At 73.0% G+C, this 16,187-nt stretch carries 16 protein-coding genes; 10 read left to right on the top strand and 6 right to left on the bottom strand.

Features of this window, described 5'->3' with window-relative positions:
- Nucleotides 1-40: 40 nt before the first annotated feature.
- Nucleotides 41-1,294 carry an MFS transporter gene (locus AB0L00_RS09635; RefSeq protein WP_364430766.1) on the bottom strand — a complete coding sequence of 418 codons (1,254 nt, stop codon included), beginning with the start codon at nt 1,292-1,294 and terminating at the stop codon, nt 41-43.
- A 261-nt stretch (nt 1,295-1,555) separates the two neighbouring features.
- On the opposite strand from AB0L00_RS09635, the gene AB0L00_RS09630 reads away from it, so the two are divergent.
- The 3 genes from AB0L00_RS09630 to AB0L00_RS09620 are packed head-to-tail and all read left to right on the top strand — an operon-like array spanning nt 1,556 to nt 3,730.
- A complete protein-coding gene (locus tag AB0L00_RS09630; protein ID WP_364430763.1) occupies nt 1,556-2,125 on the top strand; it encodes a MarR family transcriptional regulator in 570 nt (189 codons plus the stop codon).
- Entirely contained in the window at nt 2,122-2,946 is an 825-nt protein-coding gene (locus AB0L00_RS09625) for an ATP-binding cassette domain-containing protein (RefSeq protein WP_364430760.1), read from the top strand. Before AB0L00_RS09630 ends, AB0L00_RS09625 begins: the two co-directional genes overlap by 4 nt.
- A complete protein-coding gene (locus tag AB0L00_RS09620) occupies nt 2,858-3,730 on the top strand; it encodes an ABC transporter permease (RefSeq protein WP_364430757.1) in 873 nt (290 codons plus the stop codon). The genes AB0L00_RS09625 and AB0L00_RS09620 overlap by 89 nt, the downstream gene beginning before the upstream one ends.
- A gap of 109 nt (nt 3,731-3,839) precedes the next feature.
- Here AB0L00_RS09620 and AB0L00_RS09615 read toward each other — a convergent pair whose 3' ends face one another.
- Nucleotides 3,840-4,457: a helix-turn-helix domain-containing protein gene (locus AB0L00_RS09615; protein WP_345355235.1), complete on the bottom strand. Its 618-nt coding sequence runs from the start codon at nt 4,455-4,457 to the stop codon at nt 3,840-3,842.
- A gap of 103 nt (nt 4,458-4,560) precedes the next feature.
- Nucleotides 4,561-4,965, bottom strand: a complete 405-nt coding sequence (locus AB0L00_RS09610; protein WP_364430754.1) for a hypothetical protein — start codon at nt 4,963-4,965, stop codon at nt 4,561-4,563.
- A 242-nt stretch (nt 4,966-5,207) separates the two neighbouring features.
- Between AB0L00_RS09610 and AB0L00_RS09605 the strand changes: the two genes are divergently transcribed.
- Together AB0L00_RS09605 and AB0L00_RS09600 are read left to right on the top strand one after the other, a co-directional pair.
- A complete protein-coding gene (locus tag AB0L00_RS09605) occupies nt 5,208-5,831 on the top strand; it encodes an HAD hydrolase-like protein (protein WP_364430752.1) in 624 nt (207 codons plus the stop codon).
- Nucleotides 5,832-5,876: 45 nt separating this feature from the next.
- A complete protein-coding gene (locus tag AB0L00_RS09600) occupies nt 5,877-6,263 on the top strand; it encodes a cold-shock protein (protein ID WP_345355226.1) in 387 nt (128 codons plus the stop codon).
- A gap of 24 nt (nt 6,264-6,287) precedes the next feature.
- On the opposite strand, the gene AB0L00_RS09595 is transcribed toward AB0L00_RS09600, so the two are convergent.
- Nucleotides 6,288-7,691: an MFS transporter gene (locus AB0L00_RS09595; RefSeq protein ID WP_364430749.1), complete on the bottom strand. Its 1,404-nt coding sequence runs from the start codon at nt 7,689-7,691 to the stop codon at nt 6,288-6,290.
- 60 nt (nt 7,692-7,751) lie between these two features.
- Between AB0L00_RS09595 and AB0L00_RS09590 the strand changes: the two genes are divergently transcribed.
- Both AB0L00_RS09590 and AB0L00_RS09585 read left to right on the top strand, forming a co-directional pair.
- Nucleotides 7,752-8,564 (top strand): DUF3027 domain-containing protein, encoded by an 813-nt coding sequence (locus tag AB0L00_RS09590; protein ID WP_364430746.1) that lies wholly within the window; start codon nt 7,752-7,754, stop codon nt 8,562-8,564.
- A 353-nt stretch (nt 8,565-8,917) separates the two neighbouring features.
- The gene (locus AB0L00_RS09585; RefSeq protein ID WP_364431608.1) at nt 8,918-12,061 is read left to right on the top strand and encodes a hypothetical protein; all 3,144 of its coding nucleotides are present in this window, start codon (nt 8,918-8,920) and stop codon (nt 12,059-12,061) included.
- A gap of 94 nt (nt 12,062-12,155) precedes the next feature.
- On the opposite strand, the gene AB0L00_RS09580 is transcribed toward AB0L00_RS09585, so the two are convergent.
- Complete coding sequence (locus tag AB0L00_RS09580) at nt 12,156-12,758, bottom strand: TetR/AcrR family transcriptional regulator (RefSeq protein WP_364430743.1); 603 nt, start codon at nt 12,756-12,758, stop codon at nt 12,156-12,158.
- A gap of 83 nt (nt 12,759-12,841) precedes the next feature.
- Here AB0L00_RS09580 and AB0L00_RS09575 point away from each other — a divergent pair, with 83 nt between their 5' ends.
- Complete coding sequence (locus AB0L00_RS09575) at nt 12,842-13,687, top strand: NAD(P)H-binding protein (RefSeq protein ID WP_364430740.1); 846 nt, start codon at nt 12,842-12,844, stop codon at nt 13,685-13,687.
- A gap of 122 nt (nt 13,688-13,809) precedes the next feature.
- On the opposite strand, the gene AB0L00_RS09570 is transcribed toward AB0L00_RS09575, so the two are convergent.
- Nucleotides 13,810-14,064 (bottom strand): DUF2530 domain-containing protein, encoded by a 255-nt coding sequence (locus tag AB0L00_RS09570; protein ID WP_364430737.1) that lies wholly within the window; start codon nt 14,062-14,064, stop codon nt 13,810-13,812.
- A 303-nt stretch (nt 14,065-14,367) separates the two neighbouring features.
- Here AB0L00_RS09570 and AB0L00_RS09565 point away from each other — a divergent pair, with 303 nt between their 5' ends.
- Together AB0L00_RS09565 and AB0L00_RS09560 are read left to right on the top strand one after the other, a co-directional pair.
- Nucleotides 14,368-14,811: a MarR family transcriptional regulator gene (locus tag AB0L00_RS09565; RefSeq protein ID WP_364430734.1), complete on the top strand. Its 444-nt coding sequence runs from the start codon at nt 14,368-14,370 to the stop codon at nt 14,809-14,811.
- Complete coding sequence (locus AB0L00_RS09560; RefSeq protein WP_364431605.1) at nt 14,808-16,052, top strand: MFS transporter; 1,245 nt, start codon at nt 14,808-14,810, stop codon at nt 16,050-16,052. Before AB0L00_RS09565 ends, AB0L00_RS09560 begins: the two co-directional genes overlap by 4 nt.
- Nucleotides 16,053-16,187: the final 135 nt, after the last annotated feature.

The following is a 16,187-nucleotide window of genomic DNA, read 5'->3' as shown; positions in this document are numbered from 1 at the left end:
GACCTGATGGTCCCGAGCGCGGGATCGAATCGACCCGTCGTCAGGGGGTCGCGCCGACCTCGGCGCCGGCCAGGCGGCCTGCGGAGAGGCGGTCTCCCCTGTTCACGAAGGTCAGCGCGGTGGCGGACGCCAGCGCGAGCAGCAACAGCACGAGCCATGGCAGGCCCGCCATGTCGAGGGTGTGGGACAGACCGATCGCGGCGGCGCTGAGCAGGTTGCCGAAGACGGAGCCGACCCCGGACAGCAGGTTGTTGACGCTGTAGTACGTCCCGACGCCGCGGTCACCGGCGAGGTCGGCGATGGTGGACATCTCGAACGGGAAGACCATCATCGTGCCGATGGTCAGGATCGCCGCGCACAGCATGATCGGGAACAGCCGGACGAGCGTCCCGCCGTGCGCGGGCGGCAGCATCAGCGGGACGAACGCGACGCCCATGATGATCAGGCCGCGCACCATGGCCTGACCGGGCGTCCAGCGCCGCTCGCACCACAGCGTGAGCCGGACCTGCCCGGCGAGGCCGAGGATCGCCGACACGACGAACAGCGCGGTGATGCCGCCCCGCCCGCCGGACACGTGGCGTACCTCGATCGGGAGCCCGAACGTGAGCTGGTGGACGAGCGAGTACGACGCGAACATCGTGAGGGCGAAGGCGACGAAGACGCGGTCGCTGAGCGCGTCCTTCCACTCGGACCAGAACGGGCGGTCCGAGCCCTGGTGGGTGCCGGGGCAGGACGGCAGCAGCCGCCACTGCACCAGCGCGAGGACGGCGAAGATCGCGGCGGACGTGAGGCACATCGCCTCGAACCCCGCGTGCATCATCGGGATGCCGGCGATCGGGCCGATCAGCACGCCGATCCGGCGGCAGACGCCCGCCAGGGCGAACGCCTCGGCCTTCCGCTCGCTTTCGACCTGGGCGAGGTAGGCGCGCCGGGAGGGGACGAACAGCGCGCGGGCGAGCCCGCTGAAGATCGACGCCCCGATCAGCCACGGCACCGCCGCGGACAGGCCGAACAGCGCGCAGGCGATCGCCTCCAGCCCGCATCCGACCACCAGGACCGGCTTGTAGCCGATGCGGTCGGCCAGGGTCCCGGTCATGGCGAACAGGCCCTCGCTGAAGTGGCGGAGCCCGAGGACGAGGCCGACGAGCCAGACCGCCAGCCCGATGTGGTGTGTGAGGTGGTCGGCGAGGTACGGCGCGATCATGAGGAGCCCGGCCATCTCCCCGATCTCGTTGACCAGCAGGATCTTGGCGGGACGGCCCAGAGCCACGAACCCCCGCACCGTGGCGATCACTGCTGTTCCTCTCGTACGGACATGGCGCTCCGATCCGAATGTCGGGGCGGGCCGGAGGCAGGGCGGGGGGTCCGGGCCTGGGGTCCGCGTCGACCACGTCTGATGGCCGACCACTCTATGGAGCGTCCGCTTTACCATCCGTGACGAGTAACTCGATGGGCGGAGGTCACTTCCCTCGTCGCCACATCCTCACCGGTCACGTCGGCCCCGGGAACCCCAGCCGAATTGATTACCTCTGCTAAGGAGGTAATATCCGGATTTATGGGTAGTGATGGCGTCCGGCTGGGCGGCGACCTCATGGACGTGACCATGGCGATGCGCCGCCTCGTACGGCGGAGGCTGCGCGACGCGGCGCCACCGCCCGACCTGCGTCCCGCGCAGGTCGAGCTCATGGTGGTCGTCGACCGCAACCCCGGGATGAGCGTGGCGGCGGCCGCGCGCGAGCTCCGGCTCGCCGACAACTCGGTCAGCACCCTGGTGAACCAGCTCGTACGGGCCGGGATGCTGCGCCGGGAGACGGACCCGGACGACCGCCGGGCCGCCCGGCTGGAGGTCACCGACGCGGCGCGCCGCCGCATCGCGGACTGGCGCGACCGGCGGGCGCGCCTCGTCGGTGCCCGGCTCGAGGAGCTGTCCGAGGAGGACCGGGAGACGATCACCGCGGCGCTGCCCGCCCTGCGCCGGCTGCTCGCCCGCCTGGCCGAGCCCACGGACGGCGCCCCGCGCGCCGTCCCGAACGGCGAGGCGGGCGGTGGCGGGGACGGCGACGCGAACGGTGACTCGGACGGCGCACAGGAACACCCATCTTCCGACCACGGGGGTGAGGCATGAACGGCGAGAGCGGACCGGCCGATCGACATGCGGTCGTATGCCGGGGGCTGCGGCACGCGTTCGGCGACAAGGTCGCGGTCGACGGGGTCGACCTCGACGTGGCCGAAGGAGAGATCTTCGGCCTGCTGGGGCCGAACGGAGCCGGCAAGACCACGACGATCCGGCTGATCACCACGCTGCTGCCGGCCCAGGCCGGCATGGTGGAGGTGTTCGGGCTCGACGTCGCACGGCACCGGATGGCCGTACGCCGGGCGATCGGCTATCTGCCGCAGCAACTGTCCGCGGACGCCGCGCTGACCGGACGGGAGAACGTCGAGCTGTTCGCCCGGCTGTTCGACGTGCCGCGCCGGGAGCGCAAGGAACGCGTCGAGGAGGTCCTGGCCGCCGTCGGGCTCGCCGACGCCGCCGAACGGCGCGCCCAGACGTACTCCGGCGGGATGATCCGGCGACTCGAGCTGGCCCAGGCCCTCGTCAGCGCGCCGCGCCTGCTGATCCTGGACGAGCCGACGATCGGCCTGGATCCGGTCGCGCGCGACGGCGTCTGGGAGCGTATCCAGGAGGTACGGCGCGCGACCGGCATGACCGTCCTGGTCACCACCCACTACATGGACGAGGCCGACCAGCACTGCGGCCGGATCGCACTGATGCACCGGGGCCGGGTGCAGGCGCTCGGCACCCCGTCCGAACTCAAGTCCGGGCTCGAACCGGGCGCCACCCTGGAGGAGGTGTTCCGTGCCTACACCGGAGACCGGCTCGACGAGCCGGGAGACGGCTTCCGCGACGCCCGCCGAACTCGGCGCACCGCGGGCCGGCTCGGCTGAACCGGCGCACCCTCGCGCCCCCTGGCGGCTGCTGCTCGCCCGGGTCGCCGCGATGTGCATCGTCGAGCTGCAGAAGATGCGGCACGACCGGACCGAGCTGTACACCCGCGCGATCCAGCCCGCGCTGTGGTTGCTGATCTTCGGGGAGACGTTCTCCCGGATCAAGGCCATACCGACCGGGAAGGTTCCCTACCTGGACTACCTCGCGCCGGGGATCCTCGCCCAGTCCGCGCTGTTCATCGCGATCTTCTACGGGATCCAGATCATCTGGGAGCGGGACGCGGGCGTGCTGGCCAAGCTGCTCGTCACGCCCACCCCGCGGGCAGCGCTGGTCACCGGCAAGGCGTTCGCCGCGGGGGTACGTTCGCTGGCGCAGGCCGTCGCGATCCTCGTGCTGTCCGCGCTGCTCGGCGTGGCCCTGACGGTCAACCCGCTGCGGTGGCTCGGCGTGGTCGTGGTCGTCATGCTCGGCACGGCGTTCTTCTCCTGCCTGTCCATGACCATCGCCGGGCTGGCCATGTCCCGCGACCGGCTGATGGGCATCGGCCAGGCGATCACGATGCCGCTGTTCTTCGGCTCGAACGCGCTGTACCCGGTCGACCTGATGCCGGGGTGGCTCCAGGCGATCAGCCACATCAACCCGCTGAGCTACGAGGTCGACGCGCTGCGCAACCTGCTCATCGGCACGCCGGGGCACCTGCTCCTCGACCTCGGCGTGCTCGTGGTCGCCGCGATCGCGGGGATCGCCGCCGCGTCGGCGCTGCTGGGCCGCCTGGTCCGCTGAGCCGACCGAACCGCCGGCCCGGCCGGTCCACTGGACCGGCTGGGCCGGTTGGTCCGCCGGCCGGCTGGGCCGGCCGAACCGCTGAGCCGGTCGATCCGCCGGCCCGGGGTTACTGGACCGCCTCCGCCGTGGTCCCGACGAGGCCCATGGCGAGGCGGGTCCAGCCGGCGACGAAACGCTCCTCGTCGATCCGGTTCGGCGGTTCGTACAGGGCGTCCTGGGCCAGCCAGTAGTTGACGATCGACCCGCCGAGCGCGAGGGCGACGGCGTCCCAGTCCTCGTCGATCCCGGCCATCTCCGGCTGGCCGGACAGCCACTTGGCGAACAGGTCGTACAGAGGGTTGGCGATGCCCTCGCGCATCTCGGTCACGAGGCCCGGGAACTTGTCGAGATCGCGGAACAGGACCCGGATGAGATCGGCCTCCTCCCGCATCTTGCGCAGGCCCGCGGCGGCCGCGAGGCGCAGCCGGTCCGCCAGAGGCTGCTCGCGGATCGCGGCCGACTGCTCGAAGGTCTTGGCGATCTGCTCGGCCGTACGGGCGATGTGCTCGCGCACGGCGGCGCCCAGGACCTCTTCCTTGGAGCGGAAGTGGCGGTAGAGCCCGCCGGCCCCGGGGGACAGGCCCGCCGCGGCCTCGATCTCCGCGACGGACGTCGCGGCGTATCCGCGCTCCGCGAAGAGCCGGAGCGCCTCGGCGACGATCCGTTCTCGGGTCGATCTTTGCATTTTCGGTAGCTCCTCCGAGAAAGAGCGTAGGCCATCGAGCGGTCGGCCGATGTCCGACGGAACGGCCGTATGTGGCACCGCGCCGGGGGTTACGGGCGCGGGTTCAGTGAATCCGCCGGATCAGCCCGGCGCCGACCCTTCCGGCGATGAGGTACACGACGGCGGCGATCCCGTAGTCGACGAGCACCGCCACCCGCCTGTCCTTGGGCGTGAACAGGTCCCGGAACTCCCAGGCGAGTCCGCGTGACCAGTCGTTCACCGTGCGCACGATGGGATTCGCCTGGTTGGCCGAGAACACCACGAAGGCGATGTGCAGGGCCAGGACGACGGCGATGACCGTCGCCGCGACCGCGACCAGGGTCGCCAGGACGCCCGTGGCCCTGCCCAGGCCGTTCCTGAGCCGCTCGCCGTCGGGCCGGTGCCGTCCGGAGTGCGGAACGGTCCGCTCGGCGGCGTCCTGGCCGGAATCCTCGGCGACATTTCCAGACTTACTACGCCATCTCGCCATTTTCTTTTCTTACTCTCGGGAGCGGATCGACGTCTGTGCGGTTCGGAGCGTGGTCACTGGGTATATCCGCAACACGTAACCGCAGTTACGGGCTTGTAATTAATGCGGGCTCGACCGGTGACCAAATCAATAGATCCAGATTTCGCGCAGACTCCGCGCCCTCCCACTCGGATCCCGTCGCATCGCCACTACCGGGAGGGCGCGGGCACGCGTGTCTGCGCATGGTACGTACCCTATGGCGCGTGCTCGCTGTGGGATTCGACCTGGACCTGACACTCGCCGATACCCGGGATGCCATCGCCGCGGTCTACGACCGGCTGGCGGCGGAGACGGGGGTGTTCATCGACATCGCCGCCGTCGTCTCGCGGCTCGGCCCGCCGCTGGAGCTCGAGCTGGCCCACTGGTTCCCGCCCGAGCACATTCCGGAGATGGCCTCCCGATACCGCGCCGTCTACGAAGAGATCGCGGTGCCCCGTACGTTGCCGATGCCCGGCGCGGGCGCGGCCGTCGACGCCGTACGGGACCGGGGCGGCCGCGTCATCGTCGTCACCGCCAAGAACCAGCACGACGCCGAGGCCACCGTCCGATTCCTCGACCTGCAGGTCGATGAGGTGGCCGGCGGCTTCTACGCCGCGGGCAAGGGCGAGGCGCTGAGAAGGTTCGGCGCCACGGCGTACGCCGGGGACCACGTCGCCGACATCGACGCGGCGCGGGCGGCGGGTGCCCGCAGCGTCGCGATCGCCACCGGGCCGTACGATTCGGAGGCGCTCCGAGCCTACGGAGCCGATATCGTGTTGCCCGATTTGCGGGGTTTCCCGGACACTTTGAACGAACTGATCAATCCTGGTTCCCCGTCGAGGCAATAGCCTTGATGTGACTCGCCCGGACAAGAGCTAGCAACGAGGTCCCCTGTGCCCACTGGCAAGGTCAAGTGGTACGACGCCGACAAGGGATTCGGCTTCCTCACCCGCGATGACGGCGGTGAGGTGTTCGTTCATTCCTCCGCGCTGCCCGGCGGCGTGACCTCGCTCAAACCCGGGCAGCGCGTGGAGTTCGGGGTCGTCGAGGGCCGCAAGGGGCAGCAGGCGCTGAGCGTCCGCGCGCTCGACAACCCGCCGTCGGTGGTCAAGGGCAAGCGCAAGAAGCCCGACGAGATGGTGCCGATCGTCGAGGACCTCATCAAGCTTCTCGACGGCGTCTCCACGACGTACCGGCGAGGCAAGCACCCCGAGGGCCGGGTCGCCAAGAAGATCGGCGAGGTGCTGCGCGCGGTCGCGGACGACCTGGACCCGCAGTAGCGACGCGGGGGTGAACCCGCCGCGTCAGGCGGTCGTGTCGGCGACGCTGGGCTCGCTCTCCGCGGCGCGTTCCCGGCGTCGTACGGCGCGGCGGTTCCTGCGCGGAGCCGCCAGCGTGATCAGCGACAGCGCGAGCGCGCCAGCGACCACGGCGAGCGCGATGTGGCCGTTGGCGGCCACGATCGACATGCCCAGGCCGGTCAGCCCCCCGACCACCCAGACGAGCTGGTGCACCGTCTCGGTCACCGCGAACGTCGACGAGCGGATCTCCTCACCGACCTCGCGCTGCACGATCGCGTCCAGGCCCAGCTTGCCCAGGGACTGGCCGAGCGCGCCGACGAACGCCACCACCAGGGCGGCGATCAGCCCGAAGAACGCCGCGCACACCGCCGCGGTCACGGTCGCCGCCAGCAGCGTGCCGAACACGATCGCCCGCGGCGCCCGCGCCTTGACCAGGGCGCCCATGCCGGTACCGGCCAGGCCGCCCGCGCCCGCCGCGGCGGCGAGCATGCCGAGCGCGATGTTCGGCGAGACGGCGTCGACGAAGCCCTTGGTCCGCAGCAGGAACGCCAGATACAGGATCAGGAACCCGCTGAACGCCCGCAGGGCGGCGTTGGCGAGCATCGCCTCGGCGACCACCGGCCCGACCCGCAGGAGGGTGCGCCACCGGCCCCGGCCGTCCGTACGCTCCTCGGCGCCGCCGGTCGCCTCGCCCTCCTCGCTCCGGGCCTGCGCGACATCGGCCTCGGGCGTGTCCACGTGCGACGGCAGCCGCATGGCGGAGATCGCGCCGACCATGAAGAGCACCGTGGCGGCGCGCAGCGCCCAGCCCGCGTTCGCGACGGCGACCAGCCCGGCGCCGAGCGGCGCCATGATCGACGCGGCGACCAGGCCGGTGAAGGAGGCGCGGGCGTTCGCGGTGACCAGGGCCAGGCCGGGTGGCAGCACGCGGGGCGTGACGGCGTTCCGTGACACCCCGAAGGCCTTGGACAGCACCAGCGCGCCGAAGGCCGCGGGCATGAGCGTGACCGGATCCTTGTGCAGCACCGCCCCGGCCATGCCCCAGCACAGCAGGCCGCGGGCCAGCATCGTGCCCGCGATCGCGATCCGGCGGGCGTGGCGCATGTGGTCGAGCACGGGGCCGATCAACGGCGCGACCAGCGCGAACGGCGCCATCGTCACCAGCAGGTAAAGCGCCACCTGACCGCGGGCCTGCTGAACGTCCAGATTGAAGAACATCGTGCCCGCCAGCGCCACCGCGATCAGGGCGTCACCGGCGCTGTTCAGCGCGTTCAGCTCGATCAGGGCGCCCAGGCCGCTGCCGCCCGCGCCCCCGGCGTGAGTGGCCCGGCGCGTCGCCCGCCCCACCCTCTGGGCCACCGCGCGCACCGCCCGCCCGGCGGAACCCGTACGTGACCACAAACTCATGCCGTCCAGTCTGCCTCTTCGCGGCAAACCCATGCCCGTCCATGGGCGACAATCGTGTATGTGAGTCCTGTGCGTTCCACCAGTCCGGCCGCCAACCGGCGCAGCCGTACCCCCGTGATCGACGCCATCGCCGCCGAGGCCGTTGATCTGGCACGCGCGGCAGCCGGGGAGACGTCTCGGCCGGAGTTCGTCGGCGACCACGTCGGGATGGTTCCCGAAGGGGACCGGGTCGTCACCCACTACTTCGCCTGCCTGGACCCGGCATACCGCGGTTGGCGGTGGGCCGTCTCGGTGGTCCGTGCGGCCCGCGCCAAACACGCCACCGTCAGCGAGGCTGTGCTGCTGCCCGGCCAGGACGCCATGCTCGCCCCCGAGTGGGTGCCGTGGAGCGACCGGCTGCGCCCCGGCGATCTCGGCCCCGGCGACCTGCTGCCGACGCCGCCGGACGACCCGCGCCTGGCACCCGGGTTCGCGCCGTCGGAGGAGGTCGGCGCGGAGCTCGGCTGGGAGCTGGGCCTCGGCAAGGCCCGCGTGCTGTCCGCCGAGGGCCGCGAGGAGGCCGCGGTCCGCTGGCACGCCGGAGACGCCGGCCCCGACACCCCGATCGCCCGTTCAGCCCCCGCGCAGTGTGCGACCTGCGGGTTCTTCCTGCCGATCGCGGGCTCGCTGAGGCAGGTGTTCGGCGTGTGCGCCAACGAGTACGCGCCCGACGACGGCAAGGTCGTCGCCGTCGACCACGGGTGCGGCGCCCACTCCGAGGCCGTCGTGACGCCGCCCGCGACCGAGGCCGCGCCGCCGATCGTCGACGAGATGGGCTACGACGTCGTGCCGTCGGCCACGCTCACCGAGGAGGAGGCCCTCGGCCACAGCTGACCGGCCCCGCCCGACCGGCCCCGCCCGACCGGCCACAGCCGACCGGCGCAGGCGACCGGCCGAGCCGGACCGGCCACAGCCGACCGGCCGTAGTGCGGCCGGCGCAGATGGCCGGCCCGGCTGGACCGGCCGCAGATGACTGGCGCAGGCGACCGGCCGTGGTGCGAGCGGCGCGGCCGGCCGGCCGTAGTGTGATCGGCGCAGGTGGCCGGCCGCGACCGGGGCCGGTGACGGGCCGCGAACGACCTGTCCCAGCGTGACGGGGCACAGCCGACCGGCCGCAGGTGACTGGCGCAGATGACCGGCCGCAAGTGACGGCGGCCGGCACCGGAGCAGCCGTGGAGAGGCAGAAAATGGACGACCCGTTCGGCACCACGGCGATCCGGGAGCGGGTGCTGGCCGCCTGGAGCGCGTCGCCGGCGCGGTTCCGTGAGGACGCCAACGCCGAAGAGGACCACACGCGCGGCGGCTACCGGGACCGGGTGATCGTCGAACTGGCGCAGAACGCCGCCGACGCCGCCGCCCGGGCCGGCGTGCCCGGCCGGATCCGGTTCACCCTGCGGGACGGCATCCTGAGCGCCGCCAACGTCGGCGCGCCGCTGGACGCCGCCGGGGTCGAGGCGCTGAGCACGCTCCGCGCCTCCGCCAAACGCGACGACGCTCACGCGGTCGGCCGGTTCGGTGTCGGCTTCGCCGCCGTGGTCGCGGTCAGCGACGAGCCCGCCATCGTCTCCGGCGCCGGTCCGGCGGTCGCCTGGTCCGCCGAGCGCACCCGCGCCGCCGCCGAGCCGGTTCCCGCGCTCGCCGCCGAGCTGGACCGGCGCGGCGGTCATGTGCCGGTTCTGCGCCTGCCGTTCGTCGCGCCCGCCGCCCCCGTCCCCGAGGGCTACGACACGCTCGTACGGCTGCCGTTGCGCGACGCGGACGCCGAGGGGCTGGTCCGGCGGCTGCTGGTGGAGACCGGACCGGCCCTGCTGCTGTCCCTGCCGGCCCTCGCCGAGATCACGATCGACGTCGACGGTGACGTCCGCACGCTCCGCGCCACCTGGGACACCCCGGCGGAGGGGGCCGCGACCCGCGCGGTGACCGTGAACGGCACGACCTGGCGCATCGCCGAGGCCCACGGGACGGTCGCGGCGGAGCTGCTGGCGGACCGCCCGGTCGAGGAGCGGCCGTACTGGCACGTGCGCTGGGCGATCACCGACGAGCCGCTGCCGGACGACGTACCGGCCGTCATTCACGCGCCCACGCCCAGCGACGAGCCGCTCGGCCTGCCCGCGCTGCTCATCGCGTCCTTCCCGCTGGCCCCCGACCGGCGGCACGTCGCCCCCGGCCCGCTGACCGACTTCCTGGTCGAGCGGGCGGCCGAGGCGTACACCGCGCTGCTGCCGCCGACCCCGCGTCTCCTCGACCTCGTGCCCGGCCCGGTCGCCAAGGGCGAGCTGGACGCCCGGCTCCGCCGCGCGATCCTGATCCGCCTCCCCGACCTCCCGCTCCTGCCCGTCGTCGAGAACGCGGCTACGGACCGGGACGTGGCGGGCACCGGCCTGGACGGTGAGCGGCCGACCGCGCCAGGCGCCGGCCCGGCCGGCGGGCCGGGCTCCGGATCGGACGGCGGTCCCTGGGCCGGTCCGGGCGGCGAGCCGGGGATCGAGCCGGGTGCCGGTCCGGGCGGGCCGTGGGCCGCGTCAGGCGCCGAACCCGGCGGCGGCCTGAGGGTCGAGCCGGGTTTCGGGCTCGACGCGGAGCCTGGAGCCGGGCGGGTCCGGGTTCGGGGGCGGGACGCCGTGGTCGTCGACGGTCCCGGCGCGTTGCCCGCCGTGCTGTCGGAGGTCCTGCCCGGTCTGCTGCCCGCCGGCTGGCCGGCCCGTCACCCGGCGCTCGCCGCGCTCGGCGTCCGCCGCCTGAGCCTCGCCGACGTCGCCGACGCGCTCGCCGGCCTGGACCGCGAGCCGGCCTGGTGGCGGCGGCTGTACGCCGCGCTGGACGGCGCCGACCGGGACGCGCTCGCCGGGCTGCCCGTGCCCCTCGCCGACGGCCGCACCGTACGCGGGCCGCGCGGGCTCCTCGTCACCGACCCGGAGGGCCTGGACGCGCTCGGCCTGCGCGTCGTCCACCCCGAGGCCGCGCATCCGCTCCTGCTGCGGCTCGGCGCGGTCGAGGCGGGCCCGCGCGCCGTGCTCACCGACCCGGCGACGCGCGCGGCGGTCACCGCGTCGTACGACGAGGAGGATCCCGAGCCGATCTGGCACGCCGTCCTCACCCTCGTCGGCCGCGCCCACCTGCGGCCGGGCGAGGAGCCGTGGCTGGCCGAGCTGGCGCTGCCCGGCGACGACGGCGAGCCGTACCCCGCCGGGGAACTCCTGCTGCCGGGAGCGCCGCTGGCCGAGGTGATCGCCGAGGACGCGCCGTTCGGGGTCGCGGACGCCGACCTGGTCGAGCGGTACGGCGCGGAGGTCCTCGAGGCCGCCGGCGTGCTGCGGACGTTCGCGCTGGTCCGGGCCGAGGACGTCATCGAGCCGGAGTTCCACCTCGACGACGAGGAGCTGTGGGCGGAGCGGTTCGGCGCCGGGTACGTCATCCCGGAGTTCACCGCGGTCCGCGACCTGGAGTTCGTCGCCGACTGGGCGGGCGCGTTCCGGCTGCTGGCCGAGCCGGACCTGCGGGCCGCCATCGTCGGACCGGCCCGCGTCGTGCTCGCCGACGGCCGCCAGGTGGACGCCCCCTCGTACACCGCGTGGTGGCTGGGCCGGCATCCCGTCCTGGACGGCCGGCGCCCCGACGAACTGTGCCTCGGCGAGGACCTGGCCGACCTGTACGACCCGGCCCCGCCGCGTCTGGACGCGGGGATCGCCAGGGCGCTCGGCGTGCGCACCACCGTGGCGGCGCTGCTCGCCGAGCCGGACGGCCCGGCCGAGCTCCTCGACCGCCTCGCCGACCCGGCCCGTACGCCGTCCCGCGAGCGGCTGCGTGAGCTGTGGGCGGCGCTCGCCCGTACGGAGGACCTGGACGTCGAGCCGCCCGACCGCGTACGGGCCCTGGTGGACGGCGAGCCGGAGATCGTCCCGGCCGAGGACGCCATCGTCGTCGACCGCCCCGACCTGCTGCCGCTCCTGCGCGGCCAGCCGCTGCTGTTCGTGCCGCCGCACCTCGCGGACCTCCTGGAGCTGGCCCTGGGGAGCGAGGAGGTCCCCGGCGCGCTCGGGTCGGCGGGGGAGGAGCGCCCGGTGCCGGAGGCGGCACGCGCGGTGCTGCCCGGCGCGCCCGCGTCCTACGTCCACCACGAGCGGCTCATCGTGGACGGCCAGGAGATCCCCTGGTGGTACGCCGACGGCGCCGTGCACGCGAGCGGCCCGGCGGGCCTGGCGCGGGGCCTGGCCTGGGCCTGCGACCGTTGGCCCGACCGCCTCCTCGCCGAGGCGGCCCTGCGCGAGCCGGAGAACCTCCCGGACCTCCTCGCCGAGGAGGACCTGGCCCGTGAGACCCGCCGAGCCTGATCGACCCGCGGGGCCGGTTGCCGCGGCCGGATTCGGGCCCCGCTGCTCCTCACGGGCCGACCCGGGCGGCGCCTGAGCGTGGGAAGCCCGTCGATCAGGAGGCGGCGCCGCCGGCGGCCAGGGTGTCGAGCCAGCGGGTCAGTCGGTCGCCTTCGCGAATCATGATGTCAGGGTCGCGCAGGGCGTTGGCCAGGAGGGACATGCCCTGGTAGCCGGCGACGAGCGTGACGGCGAGGTCGCCGGGGCCGGGGAGGCCGAGCGCGTGGAACTGGTGCTCCACCCAGGCCAGCAGCACGCGGATGACGCGGCCCGCCTCCTGGTCGAGGGTGCCGTCGGCGCGTTTGTCGAGTTCGACGGCGAGGGTTCCGGTGGGGCAGCCGAAGCGGACGGCGATGTCGCGTTGGCCGACCCAGGCGTGGACCAGGGCCTTGAGGCGGTCGAGGGGTTCGGGGAGCCTGTCCAGCTCGGCGGTCAGTTCGGCCAGGCCTCCCTCATGTTCGGACAGGGCGGCCTGGACCAGGTCGTCCTTGGTCTTGAAGTAGTAGTAGACGTTCCCCACGGGCACGTCGGCGGCCTTGGCGATGTCGGCGATGGTGGTGCGCTCGACGCCCTGCCGGTGGAGGACCTCGGCGGCCGCCGCCGTCAGGCGGCGGCGCTTGTCCGTTCCGCGCGCCCGGGACTTCGTTGAGTCAGTCACCCAACTGACTATAGACAGCGCCCCCGGGAACCGTGCTACCGTCTTGCTTAGTCAGTCAACTAACTAACTTTCTGGAGATCGACATGATCGTGGTGACAGGCGCAACCGGCAACGTCGGCCGGTCCCTCGTGCGGATCCTCGCGGAGGCCGGTGAGCAGGTGCGGGCGACGTCCCGCGGGATCTCGGAGGCCGACGTGCCGCAGGGTGTCCGGCACCGCCGGGCGGACCTGACCGCTCCGGACGGCCTCCTCCCCGTCTTCGACGGCGCCGACGCGCTGTTCCTGCAGAACGGCGGTGCCAGCGCGGACCAGCTCAACACGCGGGACATCCTCGACGCCGCCAAGGCCGGCGGCGTCACGCGGGTGGTGCTGCTGTCCTCCCAGGGCGTCGCGACCCGGCCGGAGTCGCCCTCCCACGGGGCCGTGATGCGGTCCATCGAGGACGCCGTCCGGGAGTCGGGCATGGACTGGACGATCCTGCGGCCCGGCGGCCTCGACTCCAACAGGTACGCCTGGGCCGAACCGGTCCGTACGCAGCGGACCATCGCCGCGCCGTTCGCCGGTGTCGGCCTGCCGACCGTCGATCCGGACGACGTCGCCGAGGTCGCCGCCGCGGTCCTGCGCGAGGACGGCCACACCGGGCGGGTCTACACGCTGACCGGCCCCGCCCCCGTCACGCCCCGGGAGCAGGCGGAGGCGATCGGCGCCGCGATCGGCGAGCCGATCCGGTTCGTCGAGCAGACCCGCGACGAGGCCCTCGCGCAGATGGTGCGGTTCATGCCCGAGCCGGTGGCCGAGACGACCCTCGCCATCCTCGGTGAGCCGACTCCCGAGGAGCAGCGCGTCAGCCCCGACGTCGAGCGCGTCCTCGGCCGCGCGCCCCGTCCCTTCGCGGCCTGGGCGCACCGCAACGCCGCCGTCTTCCGCTGACGCACGACTCGGAGGAATACCGTCGGTCGATCGGGTAGGTACTCAACGTAGGCGGGAACGGCATCTCAGGCGGCCGTTCCCGCCCTCTCGCGGGGTGGGGGGAGCGTGGCGGGACGCCGCGATCAGGCTTCGGGTGTGTGGGCGTGGCGGTGGGCGGCGGCTTCGCGGGCCCGCTGGAGGCGCGGGATGTACCAGCAGCCGAAGACGCCCATCGCGAAGCCGGTCACGCAGACCCAGCGCCACCAGTGGTCGCGGGCGGGCAGCGGGACGAGCAGGAGCACGATGAACGCCACGGCGAACGCCGCCGCGCCGGCGGCGGCGGTCAGGACGTCGTTGGTCTTGATCGGTTCCGGGACGTGACGCCGCTCGGGACTCATGGCAATCAGCGTAACCGGCCCGGTTGATCACTGGGATCGCCAGGTCCGACGCCGCCGGGTGACGTGGGCGTTCGAGGGAGATCGAGGCGTGTCGCCGGTTTTGTCGAACCCTGCTCTGTTACGCGGTGACCTGGTGCGTTACCTTCCGGGGCAAGGTGCTCGCCGGGGCGGTTCGTCGACGGCAGGGCTCGGCGATCGGTGGCACGTTGTGCCGTTCTCCGGGAGGAGGGCAGAGTCGTACGCTTTGCTAACGAGATTGCGGAATGCGAGACACGCGCGTATCGTTAGCAAAAGTAATGACTCATGCTAAAGAACATGCCAACTTCACAGACCAGAAGCCGTGCGGGCCTGGCAGCCGCCCTGCGCGTCTCCGTAAGCAGGCTGTCCCGACGAATGCGAGCTCAGGCGGGGTCGCTGAGCGCCACCCAGCTCGCCGCGCTCGGCGCGGTCTCGCGGCACGCCTCGCTGACACCCGGCGAGTTGGCGGAGCACGAGAAGGTGCAACCCCCCTCGATGACCCGCGTGATCGCGGCGCTGGAGGAACGCGGCCTGCTGACCCGCAGCCCGCATCCGACGGATCGGCGTCAGGTCATCCTGAACGTGACGGAGGAGGGCGAGCGGCTCCTGAAGGAGGAGCGGCGCCGCAAGGAGGCGTGGCTGGCCCAGCGGCTGGCGGAGCTGACCCCCGAGGAGCAGGAGATCCTGCGCCAGGCGGCGCCGATCCTGGAGCGCCTCAGCAAGGTCTGAGCCTCTTCCGGTCGCTGCGCAACCGCAACTACCGGCTGTTCGCCGGCGGCCAGGTCGTCTCCAACACCGGCACCTGGATGCAGCGGGTCGCGCAGGACTGGCTGGTCCTCGACCTGACCCACGGCAGCGGCGCGGCGCTCGGCATCACCACGGGCCTGCAGTTCCTGCCGCTGCTGCTGTTCGGGCTGTACGGCGGCGTGCTGGCCGACCGGTACCGCAAGCGGCGCGTGCTCATGGTCACCCAGGCGGTGATGGGCGCGCTGGCCCTGGTGCTCGGCCTGCTCGCGCTCACCGGCACCGCCCAGGTATGGCACGTCTACGCCCTCGCGTTCGGCCTCGGCATGGCCACCGTCGTGGACAACCCGACCCGGCAGACCTTCGCGGTCGAGATGGTGGGCCCCGCCGACCTGGCCAACGCGATCGCGCTGAACAGCGCCATCTTCAACATGGCGCGAATCCTCGGCCCGGCCGTCGCCGGCGTGCTGATCGCCGCCATCGGCACCGCTCCGGTCTTCCTCGTCAACGCCGGATCCTTCGGCGCCGTGCTGCTCGGCCTCTACTTGATGCGCGAGGATGAGCTGCACCTCAAGGCGCCGGTTCCCCGGGCCAAGGGCCAGTTGCGCGAAGGGCTGCAGTACGTCCGGCAGCGCCGTGACCTGGTCATGGTGCTGACCCTGGTGCTGTTCGTCGCGGCGTTCGGCATGAACTTCCAGATGACGACGGCGCTGATGAGCCGCCAGGTGTTCCACAGCGGCGCGTCCTCGTTCGGCTTCGCCTCGACCATGCTGGCCGTCGGCGCGCTGTCGGGGTCGCTGCTGGCCGCCCGCCGCAGGAACCTGCGGATGCGCCTGCTCTTCGGCGCCGCGACGCTCTTCGCCGTCCTGGAGATCGCGTCCGGCCTGATGCCGAACTACGTGTCCTTCCTCGTCCTGCTGGTCCCCACGGGCATGGCGCTGCTGACCTTCAACACGGCCGCCAACGCCGTCATGCAGCTCAGCGTGCCGGCGGAGATGCGCGGCCGGGTCATGGGCCTGTACATGCTCGTGTTCGCGGGCAGCTCGCCGATCGGCTCGCCGCTGATCGGCTGGCTGGCCGAGATCTTCGGACCGCGGTCGAGCCTGATCATCGGCGGAGTCGTGTCCCTCGCGGCCGTCATCGGGGTCATCATCCTCATGGCCCCGCGCCCCGCGCTCGACGCCGTACGAGCGGGCCGCCTCCGGGAACTGCTCGCCACAAGGTGAGCCGTACGGTCAGGCCGGCGGCTCGCTACGAGGTGACCGTAGGGGTGGGCCGGCCGCTCGCCACAAGGTGAGCCGTACGGGCGGGTCGCCGCGAGGTGGCCCTGTGGCCGGGCCGAGAGAGCCGCCGGTGACGGG

This window comes from Actinoallomurus sp. NPDC052308, assembly GCF_040679195.1.
GTDB lineage: Bacteria > Actinomycetota > Actinomycetes > Streptosporangiales > Streptosporangiaceae > Actinoallomurus > Actinoallomurus liliacearum.
The sequence above is the reverse complement of the archived record's forward strand: the minus strand, read 5'-3'. Positions and strand labels throughout refer to the sequence as shown.

Coding starts and splice junctions, on each gene's coding strand:
- AB0L00_RS09610 (WP_364430754.1), bottom strand. CDS start 4,965: ATGGCGAGATGGCGTAGTAAGTCTGGAAATGTCGCCGAGGATTCCGGC.
- AB0L00_RS09585 (WP_364431608.1), top strand. CDS start 8,918: ATGGACGACCCGTTCGGCACCACGGCGATCCGGGAGCGGGTGCTGGCC.
- AB0L00_RS09565 (WP_364430734.1), top strand. CDS start 14,368: ATGCTAAAGAACATGCCAACTTCACAGACCAGAAGCCGTGCGGGCCTG.
- AB0L00_RS09625 (WP_364430760.1), top strand. CDS start 2,122: ATGAACGGCGAGAGCGGACCGGCCGATCGACATGCGGTCGTATGCCGG.
- AB0L00_RS09630 (WP_364430763.1), top strand. CDS start 1,556: ATGGGTAGTGATGGCGTCCGGCTGGGCGGCGACCTCATGGACGTGACC.
- AB0L00_RS09595 (WP_364430749.1), bottom strand. CDS start 7,691: ATGAGTTTGTGGTCACGTACGGGTTCCGCCGGGCGGGCGGTGCGCGCG.
- AB0L00_RS09575 (WP_364430740.1), top strand. CDS start 12,842: ATGATCGTGGTGACAGGCGCAACCGGCAACGTCGGCCGGTCCCTCGTG.
- AB0L00_RS09615 (WP_345355235.1), bottom strand. CDS start 4,457: ATGCAAAGATCGACCCGAGAACGGATCGTCGCCGAGGCGCTCCGGCTC.
- AB0L00_RS09570 (WP_364430737.1), bottom strand. CDS start 14,064: ATGAGTCCCGAGCGGCGTCACGTCCCGGAACCGATCAAGACCAACGAC.